This is a genomic window from Methylosinus sp. H3A (assembly GCF_015709455.1).
Classification (GTDB): domain Bacteria; phylum Pseudomonadota; class Alphaproteobacteria; order Rhizobiales; family Beijerinckiaceae; genus Methylosinus.
The window spans coordinates 3890462-3908680 of the sequence record NZ_JADNQW010000005.1; the positions used below are offsets into that span (position 1 = coordinate 3890462).

Here is an 18219-nt window from a genome sequence, read left to right on the forward strand (position 1 = left end):
GCCTTGCCGATTAGAAAAATTCCAGGCAGGATCGTGGCCCTCGCGCCGACGAAAAGAAGCGGGAGCATCCGACAGGGCGCGACGAGTCGGGGAGGAAGACATGGCCGTGCGCAAGCGCGCCGCGACACTGCTCGCGGCAATGCTCAGTCTTTCAGGGCTCGGTCTCGCGGACGTCGCTCGCGCGGAGCCGCTGGGCCTTCCGCCTGTCCCTATTCCTCAGGACAATCCGCAGACAGCCGACAAGATCGCGCTCGGCAATCGGCTGTTTCACGATCTGCGTTTTTCTTCCGATGGAACGGTCGCCTGCGCCACCTGCCACAAGGACGACCACGCCTTCACCGACAGCCCGCTGCGCACCTCCGAGGGGATTCGCGCCGAGGGCGGAGTCGGCAAGAAGACCGGCACGCGCAATGCGCCGACGATCATCAACGCCGCCTATTTCACGACGCTCTTCTGGGACGGACGCTCGGCCTCGCTGGAGGATCAGTCGCAGCATCCCTTTCTCAATCCCGTCGAGATGGGCCTCGCCACGCATGAGCCGATCCTCGCCATAGCGCGCTCCGATCCCTTCTATGTCGAGCTCTTCAAAAAAGCCTTCGGCAAGAGCGGCGCTGGCGTGACGATGGAGGAGGTGAAGAAAGCCATCGCCGCCTATGAGCGCACCATCGTCTCCGCCGATTCGCCTTTCGACCGCTGGCGCTTCGGCCATGAGGAGAATGCGATATCGGAAGGCGCGAAGCGCGGCTTCGAGGTGTTCATCGGCCAGGGCCGCTGTGTCTCCTGCCATGTGATCGAGCAGGATCAAGCGCTGTTCACCGACAATCGCTTCCACAATATCGGCGTCGGCATCAATCGGGCGCAGTTCGACGTCCCTCGACTCTCCGCCGAATTCCTGACCGCCAAGGCGAAGGGCGCCGACGTCGACAAGGCCGTGCTCACCGACCCCAAGACGTCCGAGCTCGGCCGTTTCGCCGTCACCGATCAATTCGACGTGATCGGCGCCTTCAAGACGCCGACCTTGCGCAATGTCGCGGTCACCGCGCCCTATATGCACGACGGCTCGCTGAAGACGCTGAAAGACGTCGTCAAGCATTACAATAATGGCGGGCGCAGCGAAGGCGATCCGGCTAAGGTGAATGATTATCTCTCCGGCGGCATTCGCCCGCTCAACCTCTCCGAGCAGCAGATGGACGATCTCGTCGCCTTCATGGAGACGCTCACCACGCCGGCCTATTTCGGCGCCAAAACCAGATGAGCTGAACGCCGCGCGCGATCGCGAAAAAGGAGCCGAGCAGATGAGCGAATTCATCACCAGGCGGAGCGTGCTCGCGGGAGCCGGCGCCGGCGCGGCGCTGACCACTCTGCCGATCAGCATGGTCACACTGGCCTTCGGCGGGACGCGCGAGGATTTCACCTTCACCTATATTTCCGACGCGCATATCCAGCAGATCAAGGGCGCGAGCTTCGTGCGCAATTGGGATCAGGGGCTGAAACGCGCCGTCGCCGAAGCCAATCTGGTGAAGCCGGAATCCGATTTCGTCATCTTCGGCGGCGATCTCGCCCAGCTCGGCAAGCGCGAGGAGCTGGACCACGGCGCCGAAATGCTCTCCAAGCTCAAAGGCAAGCTGCACGTGGTCATGGGCGAGCACGATTATTATCTCGATCTCGGCGATTATTGGAGCAAACTCTACGGCCCACATTACTACAGCTTCGACCATAAGGGCGTGCATTTCGTCGTGCTGAACTCGATTTTGACCAGCGAGCAATGGACCTTCCATCGCTGGCCGACGGCCGAGCAGCGCATGCTGGAGATGGCGGGGCTCGACAATCCCAATGGCTCGCCCTTCATGGTCGGCGACAAGCAGCGAAAATGGCTCGCCAATGATCTCGCCAAGCTGGACAAGAAGACGCCGCTCGTCGTCTTCTCCCATTCGCCGCTGCAGAAGATCTACAAGGGCTGGAACTTCTGGACCGACGACGCCGACGAGGTTCAGGCGCTGCTTCAACCCTTCGACAGCGTGAACGTCATCTACGGCCATGTGCATCAGATTCAGTACAATCAGATCGGCAACATCAGCTTCAATTCGGTGATGGCGACGGCCTGGCCCTGGCCCTATCCGCAGAGCTATGCGCAGGCCGAGAGCCATCTGCCCGTGCTCACCATTCCGATGAACCGCGCCGATCCGTTTTTCGAGCGCGACGCCACCGGTTGGCAATTGATCGACATAGGCTCTGGCCGCGTCACCGCGCGCTATCAGCTCTGGGACAATGACCAGCGCACAGTCGCCTTCGACCACAAGGCCGGGCGTCCGGTCGATGTCGCCTATCAGGAGCCGACGCAGCGTCGTCTGCCGCAAACCCATTATTGATCGGAGTTCGCCATGCTTCGCTCGACTTTGCTTCTCGCTTTCGGTCTCGCCGCCTTCGGCGCGACGGCGGCGCGCGCCGATGAATTCACCAAGGCCGACGTCGAGCGCTATCAGAAGGAATTCGAGCTCGTGGCCGCGAAAGGTCGCGAATTATGGACGAGCGGCGCGGTCGGGACCAATGGCGTCGCCTGCGCGCAATGCCACCCCAACGCCGCCAACACGCACCCCGAGACCTATCCGAAGTTCCAGAAGCAGCTCGGCAAGGTGGCGCAGCTCTTCGAGATGGTGAACTGGTGCATTCGCAATCCGCTGCAGGGCGCAAATCTCGCGCCCGACGATCCGCGCATGACGGCGCTCGTCTCCTACATTACATTCGAGCGGCGCGGCGTGAAGCTCGCGCCGGGCCAGCATTGAGCACGCCAAAATCGAGGACACGCGCTATGCGAAAAACCTTTGCTCTCGCCCTGCCCGCCCTGCTGATCGCCGGCTCCGCTTTGGCCGCCGCGGGCGACCAGCCTCGCGACGCGCAGAACCTCACGGGCGCCTCCGCCCCGGCTCAGGCGGCGGCGGCTCTCTCCCCTTGCGCCGGCTGCGCGGGTCACGATTGCGCCAATTGTCCGATGGCTCTGGCCGCCGCCGCGCAGGCGGCGACCGGAACGGCGCAACCGCCGGCCCCGATCCGCTGCAGCGTCGACTGAGGCGGCTATTCGGACGGCGCCGCCGCCAATGCCGCTACGCCAACGAGGGGAATGCCGAAAAAGCTCTCCTCATCCGAGCCGGCGGCCTTGTGCAGCTCGAAAGCGTCCGTCCAAACGGCCCTTTCTGTGTCATCGGCCGGGCGGTAGGTGCATTTGGCGTCGGAATTGCCCGCTTGGAGCCACTTCCTGCTGTTGCGCACGAAGCGATCGAGCGCTTTTTGATCGGTCGGGCGAATGACGCATCTGGGGACGCCATCGACCAGGACGACTTGCGGCAGCATGTCCGATCTCCGACAAAGAGCCAGATCCCCATGAAAGGACCAAGACCCGTCTGATTGCTTGTCTCAGAATTAGATAGCAATCGACATGCCACGCCCCGGCCGGCTCAGCCCAGACCCGTTCGGCTCAACCGATGTAATCCTGCACGACATCGCCCAGAATGCGGTTCACATCGTCGATGGTGGAGAGGTCGTAGCGGCTGGTTTTCTCGCCCGTCGCCTCGTCGTCGCGCTCGAACTTCGGATGGCCGAAACGGATCGTCGTTCCCTCGATCTCGAAGGGAATCGGCAGCGGCTCCTTCAGCGGACGCGAAACGAAGAGCAGGCCCATCGCCTTCTGCTCGACGGCGCTGGCCTTCAGCGCCAGCTCGACGCCGAACTTCGGGCCTATATCCTTTTTGATCGAATCGTCGAGAAAAGCGATCCAGCGGAAAAAGCTGTCGAAATTGCGCCGCGCGGCGGCGAGCACCTGTTCCTCCGCCTTGGCGAGGCTCGCGCTCGGATCGGTCATCTGTCTTGTCCCCGGTCTGCGGCGCCTTTCGCCGAAGAGGCCGAGAATTACGCGAATTTCGTGCCGTCAGCCCGAGCAGGACCGGCTCACCTCATAAGCCCTCACATGCGTCGTGGCGATCTCCAGCACCGGCGTCTCGACGCCAGCGCATCGGGCGCGCGCCAGCATGTCGCCCAAAATATGCGCGCCCTCGGTTGGGCCGCGGCGCTCGATATCGCGCAGCATAGAGGCTTTGAGCGACGAGCCGCGCACGAATAGGATTGACAGGAGTTCCGGGAATTCGGGAGAGGGCGTCCAGCCCTGTGCGCGGGCGACGCTCTCGCATTCCGCGAGCAGAAGCCGGATGAGACGCTGTCCCGAAGGAGTCGCCAGAATGTCTCCGACACTCGCGCGCATCAGCGAGGTGATCCCCGCGAGCGTCGCGAGCAGCACGAATTTATCCCACATCTGCTTCTCGACGTCGCCGACGAGGTTCGCCGTGACTGGAGTCCGCGCGTAAACGGCCGCCAGTTCCGCGAGCCGTTCATCCGCCCCGCCATCGCGCGCGCCGAAAATCAGACGGTTACGCTCGCCGAAATGCCGTACGACGCCGTTTTCCACGAGCGTCGCGCTGATCTGCGCTACGCCGCCGAAAACGATCGCCTGGGGAAAGCGCGTCGCGATCCGGTCAAGATGAGCGAAACCGTTGAGGAATGGCAAAACGCCGGTCCCCGGCCCCACCGCTCCCGCAATCGTCTCCATCGCCTCGTCGAGGTCGTAGGCCTTGCAAGTCAGGATCACGAGATCGAAAGGCGCGAGCGCCTTCGGATCGCAGACCGCTTTCGCCGCGAGCCGCGCGCCGCCGAGGACGCTCTCGATCGTGAGCCCGTGATCGGCGAGGAGCCGCGCCCGCGCTTCCCGCACGAAAAAAGTCACATCCGCGCCCGCCTCGACGAGCCTTCCGCCGTAATAGCCGCCGACGGCCCCCGCGCCGAGGACGAGGATGCGCATGTCAGGCCCCGGTCGGATAATTCGGGCTCTCGCGGGTGATCGACACGTCATGGACGTGGCTCTCGCGCAGTCCGGCGTTGGTGATGCGTACGAATTCCGCCTTGGCCTGGAACTCGGGGATGGTCGGCGCGCCGACATAGCCCATGGCCGCGCGCAGACCTCCCGCGAGCTGATAGAGGATCGGCGCCACAGGCCCGCGGAACGGCACGCGGCCCTCTATGCCTTCCGGCACGAGCTTGAGGCTCTCCTTCACGTCCTGCTGGAAATAGCGGGCGGCCGAGCCGGCCTCCATCGCGCCGACAGAGCCCATGCCGCGATAGGATTTGAAGGAGCGGCCCTGATAGAGGAACACCTCGCCGGGGGCCTCCTCGGCGCCGGCGAGCAGCGACCCGATCATCACGACCGAAGCGCCAGCGGCGATGGCCTTGGCGAGATCGCCTGAATATTTGACGCCGCCATCGGCGATGACCGGCACGCCGGCCTTATGCGCCTCCTCGGCGGCGTCCATGATCGCGGTGAGCTGTGGCACGCCGACGCCCGCGACGATGCGCGTCGTGCAGATGGAGCCGGGCCCGATGCCGACCTTCACCGCATCGGCGCCGGCGTCGATCAGCGCCTTGGTCGCCTCGCGCGTCGCTATATTGCCGGCGACGATCGACACTTTATTGGAGATTTTCTTGATGCGGCCGACTTGATCGAGCACCGCCTGCGAATGGCCATGCGCCGTGTCGATCACGATGAGATCGACGCCGGCGTCGATCAATTGCAGCGCGCGCTCATAGCCGCGATCGCCGACCGTCGCGGCGGCGGCGACGCGCAGGCGCCCTTCCGCATCCTTGGCGGCGTGCGGATGGAGAGTCGCCTTCTCTATGTCCTTCACCGTGACGAGGCCGACGCACCGATAATCCTCGTCGACGACGAGCAATTTCTCGATACGGTGCTGATGCAGCAGGCGGCGCGCCTCCTCCTGATCGACGCCCTCGCGCACGGTGATGAGCTGCTTGGTCATCAGCTCGGCGACCGGCTCGCGCATATTATCGGCGAAGCGCACGTCGCGATTGGTCAATATGCCGACGAGCTTGCCGGGCTTCTCGCCATGGCCCCTCTCGACCACCGGAATGCCGGAAATGCCATAGCGCGCCATCAGCGCCAGCGCATCGGCGAGCGTCTCGTCCGGATAGATGGTGATCGGGTCGACGACCATGCCGCTCTCAAAGCGCTTGACCTTGCGCACTTCGGCGGCCTGGGCGGCGGGAGTGAGATTTTGGTGGATGACGCCGAGACCGCCGGCCTGCGCCATGGCGATGGCGAGCCGCGCCTCGGTCACCGTGTCCATGGCGGAGGAGATGATCGGCAGATTGAGCGTGATGTCCCGCGTCAGCCGCGTCGAGATGTCGACCTGCGACGGCATGACCAGCGAGTGGCTAGGGCGCAGCAACACATCGTCGAAGGTCAGAGCCTCGTGCAACGGCGGTCGTGCGTAAGATGTCATGGAGCCAACTCCCTCGGGGCGCAAAAACCGGCCACGCTCGAGGCCGGACGACGAAAAGACGGCGACGCTGGCCGTCTTCCGGGTTGGCGGGTGCTCATAGCACCAATGTGACGGAAGGCAAAATCTCGGCGTTCAATCGGTGGAAAACTCGATCGAAGCCGCGACGCGGCCTCCCTCTCCCGCGCAAGCGGTCGCGATCAGGCCTCCTCCAGCGCGGCCGCCTCCGCGCTCGTGTCGAATTGGAGACGCGCGAGCCGGGCATAGAGGCCGCCTTCGGCGACGAGGCTCGCATGGGAGCCCTCCTCGACGATGCGCCCGCCGCTCATCACCAGAATGCGGGAGGCTTCGAGCACGGTGGCGAGGCGATGGGCGATGACCAGCGTGGTGCGGCCGCGCATCACATCATGCAGCGCCTCCTTCACCAAGGCCTCGTTTTCGGCGTCCAGCGCCGATGTCGCCTCGTCGAGTAGCAGGATCGGCGCATCGGCGAGAATGGCGCGCGCGATCGCGAGGCGCTGGCGCTGGCCGCCCGAGAGCGTGACTCCCCGCTCGCCGATCTCCGTGTCATAGCCTCGCGGCAGAGCGGCGATGAATTGCGCCGCTTGCGCGCGCTCGGCCGCCTCGACGATCGCGCCTCTCGAGACGCCCTCGCGGCCATAGGCGATATTCTCCGCGACCGTCATGCCGAAAACGACCGGATCCTGCGGCGCCAGCGCGATCGCTCCGCGCAGCTCGACCGGGTCGAGCGCGCGCAAATCGACGCCGTCGATGGTGATCGCGCCCGCCGACACGTCATAGAATCGCTCGAGCAACTGGAACACCGTCGACTTGCCGGCGCCGGACGGGCCGACAATGGCGACGCGCTCGCCCGGCGCGACGGAAAAGCTCAGTCCCTCGACGGCGGCGGACCCCGAGCTCCCGGGATAAGAGAAGCTGACCTCGTCGAAGACGACGCGGCCGCTCACCGGCTTCGGCAGATGCAGCGGAACGGCCGGCGGCGCGACGGCTGGACTGACGGCCAGAATCTCGCCGATTCGGCCAGCGGCCCCAGCGGCCGCGGAGACCTCGCTCCAGACCTGCGACAATTCTCCGAGCGAGCTCGCCGCCAGCACGGCGTAGAGCACGAATTGCGAGAGAACGCCCGTGGTGATGCGCCCCGCCAGCACGTCCTGCGCGCCGAACCACAACATGGCGACGACGCTGCCGAAGGCGAGAAAGATCGTGACCGAGGTGACCAAGGCGCGCGTCTGCGTCGCGTCGCGCGCAGCCGCATAGGCGTCTTCCGCGGCCGCGCCGAATCGCTCGGCCGCGACATGCTGCGCATTGCAGGCCTGCATGGTGCGCACCGCCGCGAGATTTTCCGTGGCGTAGGCACTCGCCGAGGCCAGCTGATCCTGCGCATGGCGCGACCGCCGCCGCATCACGCGCGCCGAGGCGATGAGCGGCAGAACGATGAAGGGAATCGCCGTCAGCGCCACGCCGGTGAGCTTGGGGCTGGTCAGAATCATCATCACGATCGCGCCGGCGAACATGAAGAGATTGCGTAGAGCGATCGACACAGAGGAGCCGAACACGGATTTCAGTTGCGTCGTATCGGCGGTCAGTCGCGAGGTCAGCTCGCCCGTTTTCGCGCTGTCGTAGAAGGACGCGTCGAGCAAAGTGAGATGACGGAAAAAATCGCCGCGCAGATCGGCGACGATTCGCTCGCCCAATGTCATCACGAGATAATATCGCGTCCCCGAGGCGAGCGCGAGAATCGCGACGACGCCGACCATCGCGCCGAAATAGACGTTCACGGCCAAAGGGTCGTCGGCGGAAAATCCGTGATCGATCATGCCGCGCACGGCGAGCGGCAAGGTGAGCGTCGAGATCGCCGCCACGCCCAGAGCGACGAGCGCGAGCGTAATTCGGACCTTGTAACGCCAAGCGTAGGGAAGAAGCGGCTCCAGCGCGTCGAAGGCGCGACGCCAGGAGCGAGCTTCGGGAGAGGAGCGAGGTTCGGGAGAGACGGTTTCGGCTGTCATACGAGCCGATATAGGCGCGCTAGCGGGGTCATTCCAAGCCGGATCGCGCCGAGCCACCGATTTCGCGACGTCGCAGGCCTCAAGGGGCTCCACGCCAAGCAGTTGAATCGGTTCGACATAGGAAAAAGCGCCGTAAATTCTCGAAAATCCGATCTCGAAGCGATCTGGACAGTCGACAAGGTTATGTTAGGCTCGTCATCGTCGAAAAGACAGCCCCGCAGAGAGGGGCAGGAGCGCACCCGTCACCACGCGAACGATAAGGCGGGACGTTCTGGAAACCAAAGGAGTGACACCAATGGCTGAACGCGAATTCGAAATCACCACCAATGTCTATATCTTCGCTGGCGTCGGCGCCCTGCTTCTCGGCGGCCTCGGCGCGGCAGGTCTCGGCGGCGTCGCGAATACGCTTTCCGCGGCCGTTGTCGGCGCCCTTGCCGGCGGCATTCTCGGCTTCTACTTCAAATAAGTCACAAGCCGTTCGATTCTCTCCCTTTGGACGCGACACCCGGGGGTCCGGTCCGCAGATTCTCTGACGACTCGTCCGAATTGTAACGCTGGCGACCGCCCGTCGCCGGCGTTACTTTTTTGTCGGCCCCGTCTACGTCAGACGCCAGAAGCTCGATCTGCGCGCAGGTAATCACAGGGCGCCGCCTGCGGTAAATGCGCCAGATTGTCGCGCCCCCTCCTCAGTCGTCGAAGTCGACATTCTTGAGCCGGCCGAACACGCGGTCGGCGTCGAAATGATCCTCCTCCTCGACCGGCGGCGCGGGCGGACGTTTGCCGAAAACATCTTCCGTCGTCGTCGGCTCGTGATGGGGAGCGGTCGTGATCTCGGCCGGCTGCAGCGTCTGGCCCTGCTCCTCGTCGAGAGAGGCGGGACGATCCTTGGCCGCGCGATTGACCTCGAAATCGAGATCGATCTGCGAGCACAGCCCGAGCGTCACCGGGTCCATGGGCGCGAGCGCGGCGGAATTCCAATGGGTGCGCTCGCGCACCGCCTTCAGCGTGCTCTTCGTCGTGCCGACGAGGCGCATGACCTGCGCATCCTTGAGCTCGGGATGGTTGCGCACCAGCCACAGAATGGCGTTGGGACGGTCCTGACGCCGCGACAAAGGCGTATAGCGGGGCCCGCGCGCACGCTTGATCTCCGGGACTTTGACTTTGGAGACCAAGAGCGACAGCCGATAGGCCGGGTCTCGCTCGCCGCGGGCGATCTCCTCGCGGGTGAGCTGGCCGGAGGTGATCGGATCGAGCCCGCGAATGCCGGCGGCCACCTCGCCGTCGGCGATGCCCTTCACCTCGAGAGGGTGCAGCTTGCAGAAATCGGCGATCTGGTCGAAGGCGAGCGACGTGTTCTCGACGAGCCAGACGGCGGTCGCCTTGGGCATGAGCGGAGCGTTGCTCATCGATCGATTCTCCTTCAGAGGGCCGTGCGCGCCAGAGGTCCGCGCGCGAGATAAGCCGCGCCCGCGCCGCGGGGCCGAAGCCGCGATATTTACGGATAACCATGCGGGGAATGTTCTCCATATAGACCGGCCGCCAGCGAAGCGCAATCGCCGATCGGCCCGCTCTGAGCGCTCAAGCCCCTTCCCGCGCATGGGCGGGCCGCAGCCCTCTGACATAATCGGGCAAAGCCGCGCCGACCGCCGCGCCGAGCCGCGGTCCGTGGCGATGAAACAACAGGCCGGCGGCGATCACCGCGACGCCGATGCCCGACAAAGCGAAGGGAAAGAGAATCGAATCCTTGAACACCTCCGACGCCAGATGGCCGAGATAGAGCGAGACCCCGATAGCGCCGAACATGGCGTAGGCGCGGCGCATGAACACCAGCGACAGCAGCAGAAGGCAAAGATTGATCGCGCAATAGAGCGCCTTGCCGATCTCGTCGCCGCTGTGCTGCGCCGTCAGCCCGCCCCAAAAAGCCAGGAGCCCGGAAAGATGCAGCCAGAAGGCGAAGTCCCCTCCCCGCCAGCGCTTCAGATCGACGAGCCAGGCGGCGGCGATGACGAGCGCGCCGAAGGCGAGGCTCACATTGGCGCGCTGCTGATAGGTGAAATGCTCCTGGTCCAAGAGCCAGGGCGTCAGATCCATGGACATGAACCACAAAGCGAAGGCGATAATCATCGTGAGGAAAGGAAAGGGAAAAAAGACGAGGGCGAGGAGCGCCGCGGCGATGGTCCCGAGTTCTATGGGCAGCCAGCTCGACCGCACCCACACATAAAAATCATGATAGGGCGTAGCTTCGGTCGGATCATGGCCGCCGAGAAGCTGGAGCGCGAAGACGAAGAGAGGCGCCATGGAGACCGCGCAGGTCACCAGCAGCCCGGCGGGCGTGCGCAGGCCGCGACGCCGCCAGAGCCAGGCGCCCACCCCGGCAAAGCCCACGCCATAGGCGAGCGAGGTGAGCATGAGCGCGCGCGGGCCCCAGAGGCCGAAGGCGGTCGTGCTGAACAGGCTCATCGCGCCCATCACGATCAGCGCGCCCATATACCAGAGCACATTGACGATATCGAAGCGCGGCGCGCCCTCCGACGTCGATCCCTGCTCGGCCGCTCCCCGCTCGTCGAGGAATCGCGACAGGCGCTCATGGGCGGCGGCGTCTATGATCCCGGCCTCGCGCGCCGCGCAAAGATCGTCGGTGGTGAATTTCGATCGGGTCATGGCGAATTCTTCCCGTCTTAGAAAAGCATTCGGGAGCGGGCGCGGCCTCGGCTGCGCTTTCTCGCGCGGACTATAGCCGTCCCGCCCCGAATTCGTCCCTGCATAGAGCGCGGATGGGGACGAAAATGTGTGCCGCCGCAACCGGCGATCGACGTCCGATCCGCCCGCAGCCGCGGGAGGGCCGTCTCACCCCCTATTTGACAGGACGCCCCCCTTTTGCCCATGTTCGCGCCCCAACCGCGGGCCGGGCCCCCGGCAACGCCCCAGGCGGGCCGCCCGCGACCGGATTTCTGAAGGACTGCTCGATGAACGTCGTCATCGTCGAATCGGCCGCCAAGGCCCAGACGATCAACAAATATCTCGGCCGCGATTTCAATGTGATCGCCTGCTACGGCCATGTGCGCGACCTGCCGCCCAAGGACGGCTCGGTCGATCCGGCCGAAGATTTCGCGATGAAATGGGAGAGCGACGCCAAATCGGCCAAGCGCATCTCGGCGATCGCCGAGGCCGTCAAAGGCGCCGACAAGGTCATTCTGGCGACCGACCCGGATCGCGAGGGCGAGGCCATCTCCTGGCATCTGCTCGACATATTGAAGAAGAAGAAAGCGCTCGGCGACAAACGCATCGAGCGGGTCGTCTTCAACGCCGTCACCAAGGACGCCATCAAAGAGGCGATGGCGCATCCGCGCGAGATCGATCAGGCGCTGGTCGACGCCTATCTCGCCCGAAGGGCGCTCGACTATCTCGTCGGCTTCACCCTTTCGCCGGTGCTGTGGCGCAAGCTGCCCGGAGCGCGCTCGGCCGGCCGCGTGCAATCGGTGGCGCTGCGGCTCGTCTGCGACCGCGAGCTGGAGATCGAGAAATTCGTCACCCGCGAATATTGGTCGCTGGTCGCGCATCTGAAAACCAAGGCCGGCGAGCCCTTCACCGCCCGGCTCTCGGGCGCGGACGGCAAGAAGATCACCCGTCTCGACATCGGCTCCGGCGCCGAGGCCGAGGATTTCAAAAAAGCGCTGGAGAGCGCCGCCTTCACCATTCGCTCGGTGGAGGCCAAGCCGGTCAAGCGGCACCCTTACGCGCCCTTCACCACCTCGACGCTGCAGCAGGAGGCCTCGCGCAAGCTCGGCCTCGCCCCGGCGCAGACGATGCGCATCGCCCAGCGGCTCTATGAGGGCGTCGACATAGGCGGCGAGACGGCCGGTCTCATCACTTATATGCGAACCGACGGCGTCGACATGGCGCCGGAGGCCATCGCCTCGGCGCGGAAAGTCATCGCCAAGGAATATGGCGAGCGCTTCGTGCCCAAGGTTCCGCGCAAATATACGGTGAAGGCCAAGAACGCCCAAGAGGCGCATGAGGCGATCCGCCCGACCGATCTCTCGCGCCTGCCCAAGCATGTGGCCAAGCATCTCGAGCCGGAGCAGGCCAAGCTCTATGAGCTGATCTGGACCCGCACCATAGCGAGCCAGATGGAGTCCGCCGAACTCGAGCGAACCACAGTCGACATAGACGCCGCCGTCGGCAAGCGCGCGCTGGAGCTGCGCGCCTCCGGCCAGGTGGTGCGCTTCTCCGGCTTTCTCGAGCTCTATCAGGAAGGCCGCGACGACGAGGCGGACGAGGATGGCGGCCGCCTGCCGCCGATGCAGCCCGGCGAGCCGGCGACGCGCGAGAAGATCGACGCGAGCCAGCATTTCACCGAGCCGCCGCCGCGCTTCACCGAGGCGACGCTGGTCAAGCGCATGGAGGAGCTCGGCATCGGCCGCCCCTCCACCTACGCCTCGACGCTCGCCGTGCTGCGCGAGCGCGATTATGTGCGGCTCGACAAGAAGCGCCTCGTCCCCGAGGACAAGGGCCGCATCGTCACGGCCTTTCTGGAGAGCTTCTTCTCCCGCTATGTCGAGTTCGACTTCACCGCCGATCTCGAGGAGAAGCTCGACAAGGTCTCCAATAATGAGATCGACTGGAAAGAGGTCCTGCGCGACTTCTGGACCGATTTCTCAGGCGCTGTCGACGGCACCAAGGAGCTGCGCACCACCCAGGTGCTCGACAGCCTCAATGATTTGCTCGGCCCGCATATCTTCCCGGCCAAGCCCGACGGCTCGAACGCCCGCGCCTGTCCGGCCTGCAGCGCCGGACAATTGTCGCTGAAGCTCGGCAAATTCGGCGCCTTCATCGGCTGCTCCAACTATCCCGAATGCCGCTTCACCCGCACGCTGTCGCCGCCGACCGGCGATGCGGCCGAGGGCGCGCGTCCGGGCGTGAGGGTTCTGGGCCAGGACCCGGAAAGCGGCGCCGAGATCACTCTGCGCGGCGGTCGCTTCGGCGATTATGTGCAGGAGGGCGAGGCGGAGGAAGGCGAGAAGCCCAAGCGCTCCTCCATCCCCAAGAGCATCAAGGCCGACGAGCTCACGCTCGAGCAGGCGATTCGCCTCTTGTCGCTGCCGCGCGAGGTGGCGAAGCATCCAGAGAGCGGCGAGCCGATCGTCGCCGGCATCGGGCGCTTCGGCCCCTATGTGCAGCATGGGAAGACCTACGCCAATATCGGCCGCGACGACGATATTCTCTCGATCGGCGGCAATCGCGCCATTGATCTGATCGTCACCAAGGAGAGCGGCGGCGGCGGCTCGCGCTTCGGCCGCTCCTCGGACCCGGGCCGCACGCTCGGCGACCATCCGCAAGGCGGCGCGATCAGCGTGAAGAGCGGGCGCTTCGGCCCCTATGTGAATTGGGGCAAGGTCAACGCCACTCTTCCCAAGGGAACCGATCCGGCGAGCCTGACGATCGAGCAGGCCGTCGAGCTCCTGGCCGCCAAGGCGAGCGGCGCCGGCTCCACCAGCGGCAAATCGCTCGGCGACCATCCGCAGGGCGGCGCCATCACCGTGCGCGAGGGCCGCTACGGTCCTTATGTGAATCACGGCAAGGTCAACGCCACTCTGCCCAAGGGCATGGGCGTCGAGGATGTGACGCTGGACGAAGCGATCCGTCTGATCGAGGAGAAGGGCGGCCCGGTGAAGGCGAAGAAGGCGCCGGCCAAGAAGGCCGCTCCCGCCTCCAAGGCCAAGGCGCCAGCGAAAAAAGCGACCGCCAAGAAAGACATAGAAGAGAGCGACGAGGTTCCCTTCGCCGATTCCAAGCCCACGGCGAAGGCTCCCACGAAAAAGGCCGCCGCGGCAAAGGCGCCGGCTAAGAAACCCGCAAAAAAGGCGGTCTCGGGGAAGTGATCGGAGGCGCGAAACCGCAATTTCGCGCCGCCTCTCGTTGCCTTGACGCATTTCACACGTCATATTCACGGAATGTCGACGAAAATCGCTCATAGACTGCGCAACGGCTAAAGGACGATCCGATGCTGCTGCGCTTTTCCGTCGCCAATTTCGGCTCGATCCGCGACGAGCAGCAATTGTCGATGATCGCCTCCGCGCTCAAGGACGAGCCCGGAGGTCTCATCGAGACGCCAGCGCTGCGCTCGGAAAAAATCCTGCCCTCGGCCGTGATCTATGGCGCCAACGCTTCCGGCAAGAGCAATCTCGTGCGGGCGCTGGCGCATATGCAGTTGCTGGTGCGCAACTCGCACCGCCAGGGCGAACCGGGCGCGCCCATCCCGCTGAAACCCTTTCTGCTCGACCCGACCTATGCGACGAAACCCAGCGTCTTCGCCATCGATTTCGTCTGGAACGGCGCGCGCTACGCCTATCGCTTCGAGGCGCTGGGGAATGAATTCACGCAGGAGTCGCTGCATGTCTGGCGAGGCGGACCGGTCACCCTGCTGTTCGAGCGCGAACGGCAGGAATTCAAATTCGGACGCAGCTTGAAGGGAAGGAACAAAGTCATCGAGGATTTGACGCGGCCGAATAGTCTTTTTTTGTCAGCGGCAGCGCAGAACAATCATGAGGAGTTGAGCGAGGTCGCCGGCTTCGTCTCTTCCATTCATGTAGACGCAAATATCAAGTCGGACGAGATCGTCTCGGTACGACTCGCCGAACAAGGGCTGAATGCAAAATCAATTAACTTTCTGAAATTGATTGGCTCTGGTATTTCATCTGCTCAAATCGAAGAAGTCGCCATCGGTCAAAAAGGTATCGAATTCCAAAGCGCTGTTGTTTCGGCGTTCGAAAAGCTCATTGGATATCCACCTCCTCCGGAAGTGACATTTGGAATGTCGGAACACATGCGAGAACTACGGTTAGGGCACCAGACGGTAGATGACCAAACGGTATTCTTGAGGATGTCTGACGAAAGCGCTGGCACGATCCAGATGCTGGCTATTCTGGAAGCAGTTTTTTCTGCGCTCGACGCTGGACATGTCATTGTCATCGACGAATTTGGTAGCTGCGTCCACACGCGCGCATCCGAACTCGTTCTCTCTCTCTTCTCGTCAAAAGAGTCGAATCCGAATGGCGCCCAACTTATAGTTGCGACACATGACACGAACCTATTAAATGCTGCAGGCCTAAGGCGGGATCAAATCTGGTTCACAGAGAAGGACGAGACCGGCGCGACGCATCTCTATCCCTTGAGCGACATAGAGACGCGTAAGGGCGACAATCTCGAGAAGGGCTATCTGCAAGGCCGTTTTGGCGCCATTCCCTTCGCGGGCGCCGCCGCCGATCTGCTGAAGACGAACTGACGCATGGCGCGCGACCGCTGGGATCTCGCACGCGCGAAGGCCAAGCGGGAGCCGAAGCGTCGCATCATCATCTATTGCGAGGGCGAGAATACCGAACCCGCCTATTTCCGAGCATTCGCGCGCCTCTACCGAGACACGCTCATCAAGGTCGAGCCAATCCCGGCCGGCGTGCCTATGAGCGTCGCCGAAAGCGCGGTCGCGAGAGCGAGGGCCGAAGGTCTCGCGAAAAGCTCGCGGAAAAAGCCGAAAAGCTCCTTCGAGGAGCACGATCAAATATGGGCCGCTTTCGATGTCGACGAGCATCCGAATTTCAACGAGGCCGTCGCGCTCTGCATCTCCGAAGGCGTCCGCGTCTGTCGTTCCAACCCTTGCTTCGAAATCTGGCTAATTCTCCACGAGACAGACTTCGACAGGCCCGACGGACACAAGGCCGTCTGCACGCATCTGCGGTCGCTGCGTCCTGAATATGATCCAGACGGAGCGAAGCTCTGTGATTTCGACGAGATGATCGCGCGCGTAGAGCGGGCCGAAACCCGCGCTAGGAAACTATTGACGCGACGCCAAGACCAACGGACGCCTTTCGGGCGCCCGTCCACCACCGCCGGCGAGTTGACTGCGGCAATCCGCGAAGCCGCCGAGCTTCACAGGCCCAAGCGCTGACGTCCCCTCACTGCGTCAGCCGCAACGAGCCGAGCCCGGTACCGATCGTCGAAAAGGCGAGGTTGAGGCTGGCCGCGTCGGTCGCCGCAAAATAATGATCCTTGTTGGTGGCGCAGTTCTTCAGCAGCGTCAGTCCCTGATCGTCGATCGGATCGCTCGGGATCGAGAAGCCGATGGTGAAAATCTCGACTCCCGCGGCCTTGGCGTTGGCGCAGGATTCGAGCGTCAGCTCATCCTGCATCTCGCGCGATTTGTCGTGATAATCCGACCAGCTGCCGGAGGCGGCGTTCAGCGCGGTCTGATAATCGATCTTATTGCCCGCTGTGCCGTCGGGGAAGCGCTTGTTCTTCGTCCCATTGTAGCTGTAGTAGCCCGCCGCCTCATAGCTCGAGCCGGTGACCGTGTCCGGCGCGCTCGACCAATTGTTGAAGCCGTCGGTCATGAACACGATCACTTTGTGGTTATTGGCCGTGGCATAGGCGCGTCCGGCCGAAAAAGGCGGATTGGGCGAGATGGTGCGCCAACCCCACATGAAACCTTCATGGAGGTTGGTGTTGCCATTGGCGACGAGCTGACCGATCGTCGTCGTCACCGTCGTCTGAGTCGCATTCAGCTGCATGATCGTCTGCGTCGAGGAATCGGGGCAGAAGCTGTTCGGCCCGTCGCCGCCGCCCGCCGCGGCGGTCACCTTATATTTGCACACATGGGTGAGCTGGCTCCAATCACCGCTCGCCACATCCGAGCAGGTCGAGCTGGTGACGGTCGTCTTCTTGCCTTTGCCCTTCTTTCCGCTAGACGTCCTCGTCGTGGTCGTCGTCGAGCCGTCGTCGTCGATATAATCATTGTCATATCCCGTGTCCGGCTCGTCCGGCGCGAGATAGGGAACGAAGAGGGTCTCCGGGTCCAAGGTCGTCGGCGTGGTGTCGGCGACATTCAACGGATAGACCGGCTGCTCGAAACATCCGCCCCAGTCCCAGGACGATTTGATCGCCTTGAGCTTGGTGAAAATGTCGAAGCGGTTGGTGAAGCCGGCGGCGGTGGCGTCGGTCCTGGCCTTGACCGGGTCGACATTTCCCTTGCCGTCGACTTCGCCGTTGCTGAACGCCACCCAATGCTGGGAATTGGCGCCCGCGAGATCGATCCAGGACAGCGCGCGATTCGACGTCACCGTCGGATCGACGGCGACGACGCCTGCGGCAAATGGCGTGATGGCGAACTTCACCCGGCTCGGCGCCTTCGTGAACATTGTGTTGACGAAGCTCGTCGCCGCGGTCCGCAGCGCCTCCATCTTCGTCGTGCCGCTGGTGCTTCGGCGCATCGAGCCGGAATTGTCCAGCACCAGAGCGATCTCGTAGGTGTCGGTCGGGCTGATGCCGCCCTGCAGCGCCGCGCAGGCGGTCACTTGCGTCGACATCGTGCTCGTCCGCGCGATCTGCATGATGGTGGTCGCGACCTGCGCCTGCGCCGTGATGCAGAGCGACAGCCGATCCTTGGCGATCGTCGCCGACGCCACCGTCGCCGCGCCGTTGCGGTAATTGGTGGTGAGATAGACCTGCGCCTGGCTGCGCGCCTGCTGATCGGTGGTGGAGGCGACAATGCCCTTGGCCACTGCGAGCACGGCCGCGTCCGCCGCCTGCTGCAGCGAGCCGCGCGCCGCCGCTATGCGGCCGTAATCGACGCCCGCGCCGATCATCATGACGACCGGCGCGAAGCTCAGACCGAGTATGATCGCGATATTTCCGCTTCGATCTTGCGCGAAAGAGCGAGCCGATCCCGATACAGGCCGCATATTTGGAACTCTCGAGGTTTGTGCAAATAGGATAGCTTACGCTTACTGCAAATTCGTCATCCGGCTCTAAATCGATCCGGGCAATTACCATTGACGTTCGATAACCTCGAGAAAGCGTAAACG

General features: G+C 63.8%; 16 protein-coding genes. 8 read left to right on the forward strand and 8 right to left on the reverse strand.

The annotated features are described in order from the left end of the window. Positions 1-100 precede the first annotated feature (100 nt). Genes IY145_RS20985 through IY145_RS21000 form a run of 4 tightly spaced genes read left to right on the forward strand, consistent with a single transcriptional unit; the run spans position 101 to position 3067 of the window. Positions 101-1255: a cytochrome-c peroxidase gene (locus tag IY145_RS20985; protein WP_196409973.1), complete on the forward strand. Its 1155-nt coding sequence runs from the start codon at positions 101-103 to the stop codon at positions 1253-1255. A gap of 40 nt (positions 1256-1295) precedes the next feature. Beyond that, on the forward strand, positions 1296-2369 hold the full coding sequence (locus IY145_RS20990; RefSeq protein ID WP_196409974.1) for a metallophosphoesterase: 1074 nt from the start codon (positions 1296-1298) through the stop codon (positions 2367-2369). A 12-nt stretch (positions 2370-2381) separates the two neighbouring features. Beyond that, positions 2382-2783: a cytochrome C gene (locus IY145_RS20995; RefSeq protein WP_196409975.1), complete on the forward strand. Its 402-nt coding sequence runs from the start codon at positions 2382-2384 to the stop codon at positions 2781-2783. Between the two features lie 26 nt (positions 2784-2809). Beyond that, on the forward strand, positions 2810-3067 hold the full coding sequence (locus tag IY145_RS21000; RefSeq protein ID WP_196409976.1) for a hypothetical protein: 258 nt from the start codon (positions 2810-2812) through the stop codon (positions 3065-3067). A gap of 5 nt (positions 3068-3072) precedes the next feature. Here the strand turns inward: IY145_RS21000 and IY145_RS21005 are convergent, their stop codons facing one another. From IY145_RS21005 to IY145_RS21025, 5 genes are all read right to left on the reverse strand, one after another. Then, positions 3073-3348 carry a hypothetical protein gene (locus IY145_RS21005; protein ID WP_196409977.1) on the reverse strand — a complete coding sequence of 92 codons (276 nt, stop codon included), beginning with the start codon at positions 3346-3348 and terminating at the stop codon, positions 3073-3075. 124 nt (positions 3349-3472) lie between these two features. Next, entirely contained in the window at positions 3473-3856 is a 384-nt protein-coding gene (locus IY145_RS21010) for a hypothetical protein (RefSeq protein ID WP_196409978.1), read from the reverse strand. 66 nt (positions 3857-3922) lie between these two features. Further along, on the reverse strand, positions 3923-4846 hold the full coding sequence (locus IY145_RS21015) for a ketopantoate reductase family protein (RefSeq protein ID WP_196409979.1): 924 nt from the start codon (positions 4844-4846) through the stop codon (positions 3923-3925). 1 nt (position 4847) lies between these two features. Further along, complete coding sequence (gene guaB / locus IY145_RS21020; protein ID WP_196409980.1) at positions 4848-6338, reverse strand: IMP dehydrogenase; 1491 nt, start codon at positions 6336-6338, stop codon at positions 4848-4850. 197 nt (positions 6339-6535) lie between these two features. Then, positions 6536-8362: an ABC transporter transmembrane domain-containing protein gene (locus tag IY145_RS21025; RefSeq protein ID WP_196409981.1), complete on the reverse strand. Its 1827-nt coding sequence runs from the start codon at positions 8360-8362 to the stop codon at positions 6536-6538. Positions 8363-8657: 295 nt separating this feature from the next. Between IY145_RS21025 and IY145_RS21030 the strand changes: the two genes are divergently transcribed. Next, a complete protein-coding gene (locus tag IY145_RS21030) occupies positions 8658-8828 on the forward strand; it encodes a hypothetical protein (protein ID WP_196409982.1) in 171 nt (56 codons plus the stop codon). 220 nt (positions 8829-9048) lie between these two features. Here IY145_RS21030 and IY145_RS21035 read toward each other — a convergent pair whose 3' ends face one another. Then, positions 9049-9768 (reverse strand): DUF1013 domain-containing protein, encoded by a 720-nt coding sequence (locus tag IY145_RS21035; protein WP_196409983.1) that lies wholly within the window; start codon positions 9766-9768, stop codon positions 9049-9051. Between the two features lie 172 nt (positions 9769-9940). Continuing rightward, the gene (locus tag IY145_RS21040) at positions 9941-11023 is read right to left on the reverse strand and encodes a hypothetical protein (RefSeq protein WP_196409984.1); all 1083 of its coding nucleotides are present in this window, start codon (positions 11021-11023) and stop codon (positions 9941-9943) included. Positions 11024-11328: 305 nt separating this feature from the next. Here IY145_RS21040 and topA point away from each other — a divergent pair, with 305 nt between their 5' ends. From topA to IY145_RS21055, 3 genes are all read left to right on the forward strand, one after another. Further along, on the forward strand, positions 11329-14244 hold the full coding sequence (gene topA, locus IY145_RS21045) for a type I DNA topoisomerase (RefSeq protein ID WP_196409985.1): 2916 nt from the start codon (positions 11329-11331) through the stop codon (positions 14242-14244). Positions 14245-14366: 122 nt separating this feature from the next. Then, positions 14367-15647, forward strand: coding sequence for an ATP/GTP-binding protein (locus IY145_RS21050; RefSeq protein ID WP_196409986.1), 1281 nt, complete (start codon positions 14367-14369; stop codon positions 15645-15647). A gap of 3 nt (positions 15648-15650) precedes the next feature. Continuing rightward, the gene (locus IY145_RS21055) at positions 15651-16307 is read left to right on the forward strand and encodes an RloB family protein (RefSeq protein ID WP_196409987.1); all 657 of its coding nucleotides are present in this window, start codon (positions 15651-15653) and stop codon (positions 16305-16307) included. Between the two features lie 7 nt (positions 16308-16314). On the opposite strand, the gene IY145_RS21060 is transcribed toward IY145_RS21055, so the two are convergent. Continuing rightward, positions 16315-18096, reverse strand: a complete 1782-nt coding sequence (locus IY145_RS21060) for a TadE/TadG family type IV pilus assembly protein (RefSeq protein ID WP_196409988.1) — start codon at positions 18094-18096, stop codon at positions 16315-16317. Between the last annotated feature and the right edge of the window lie 123 nt (positions 18097-18219).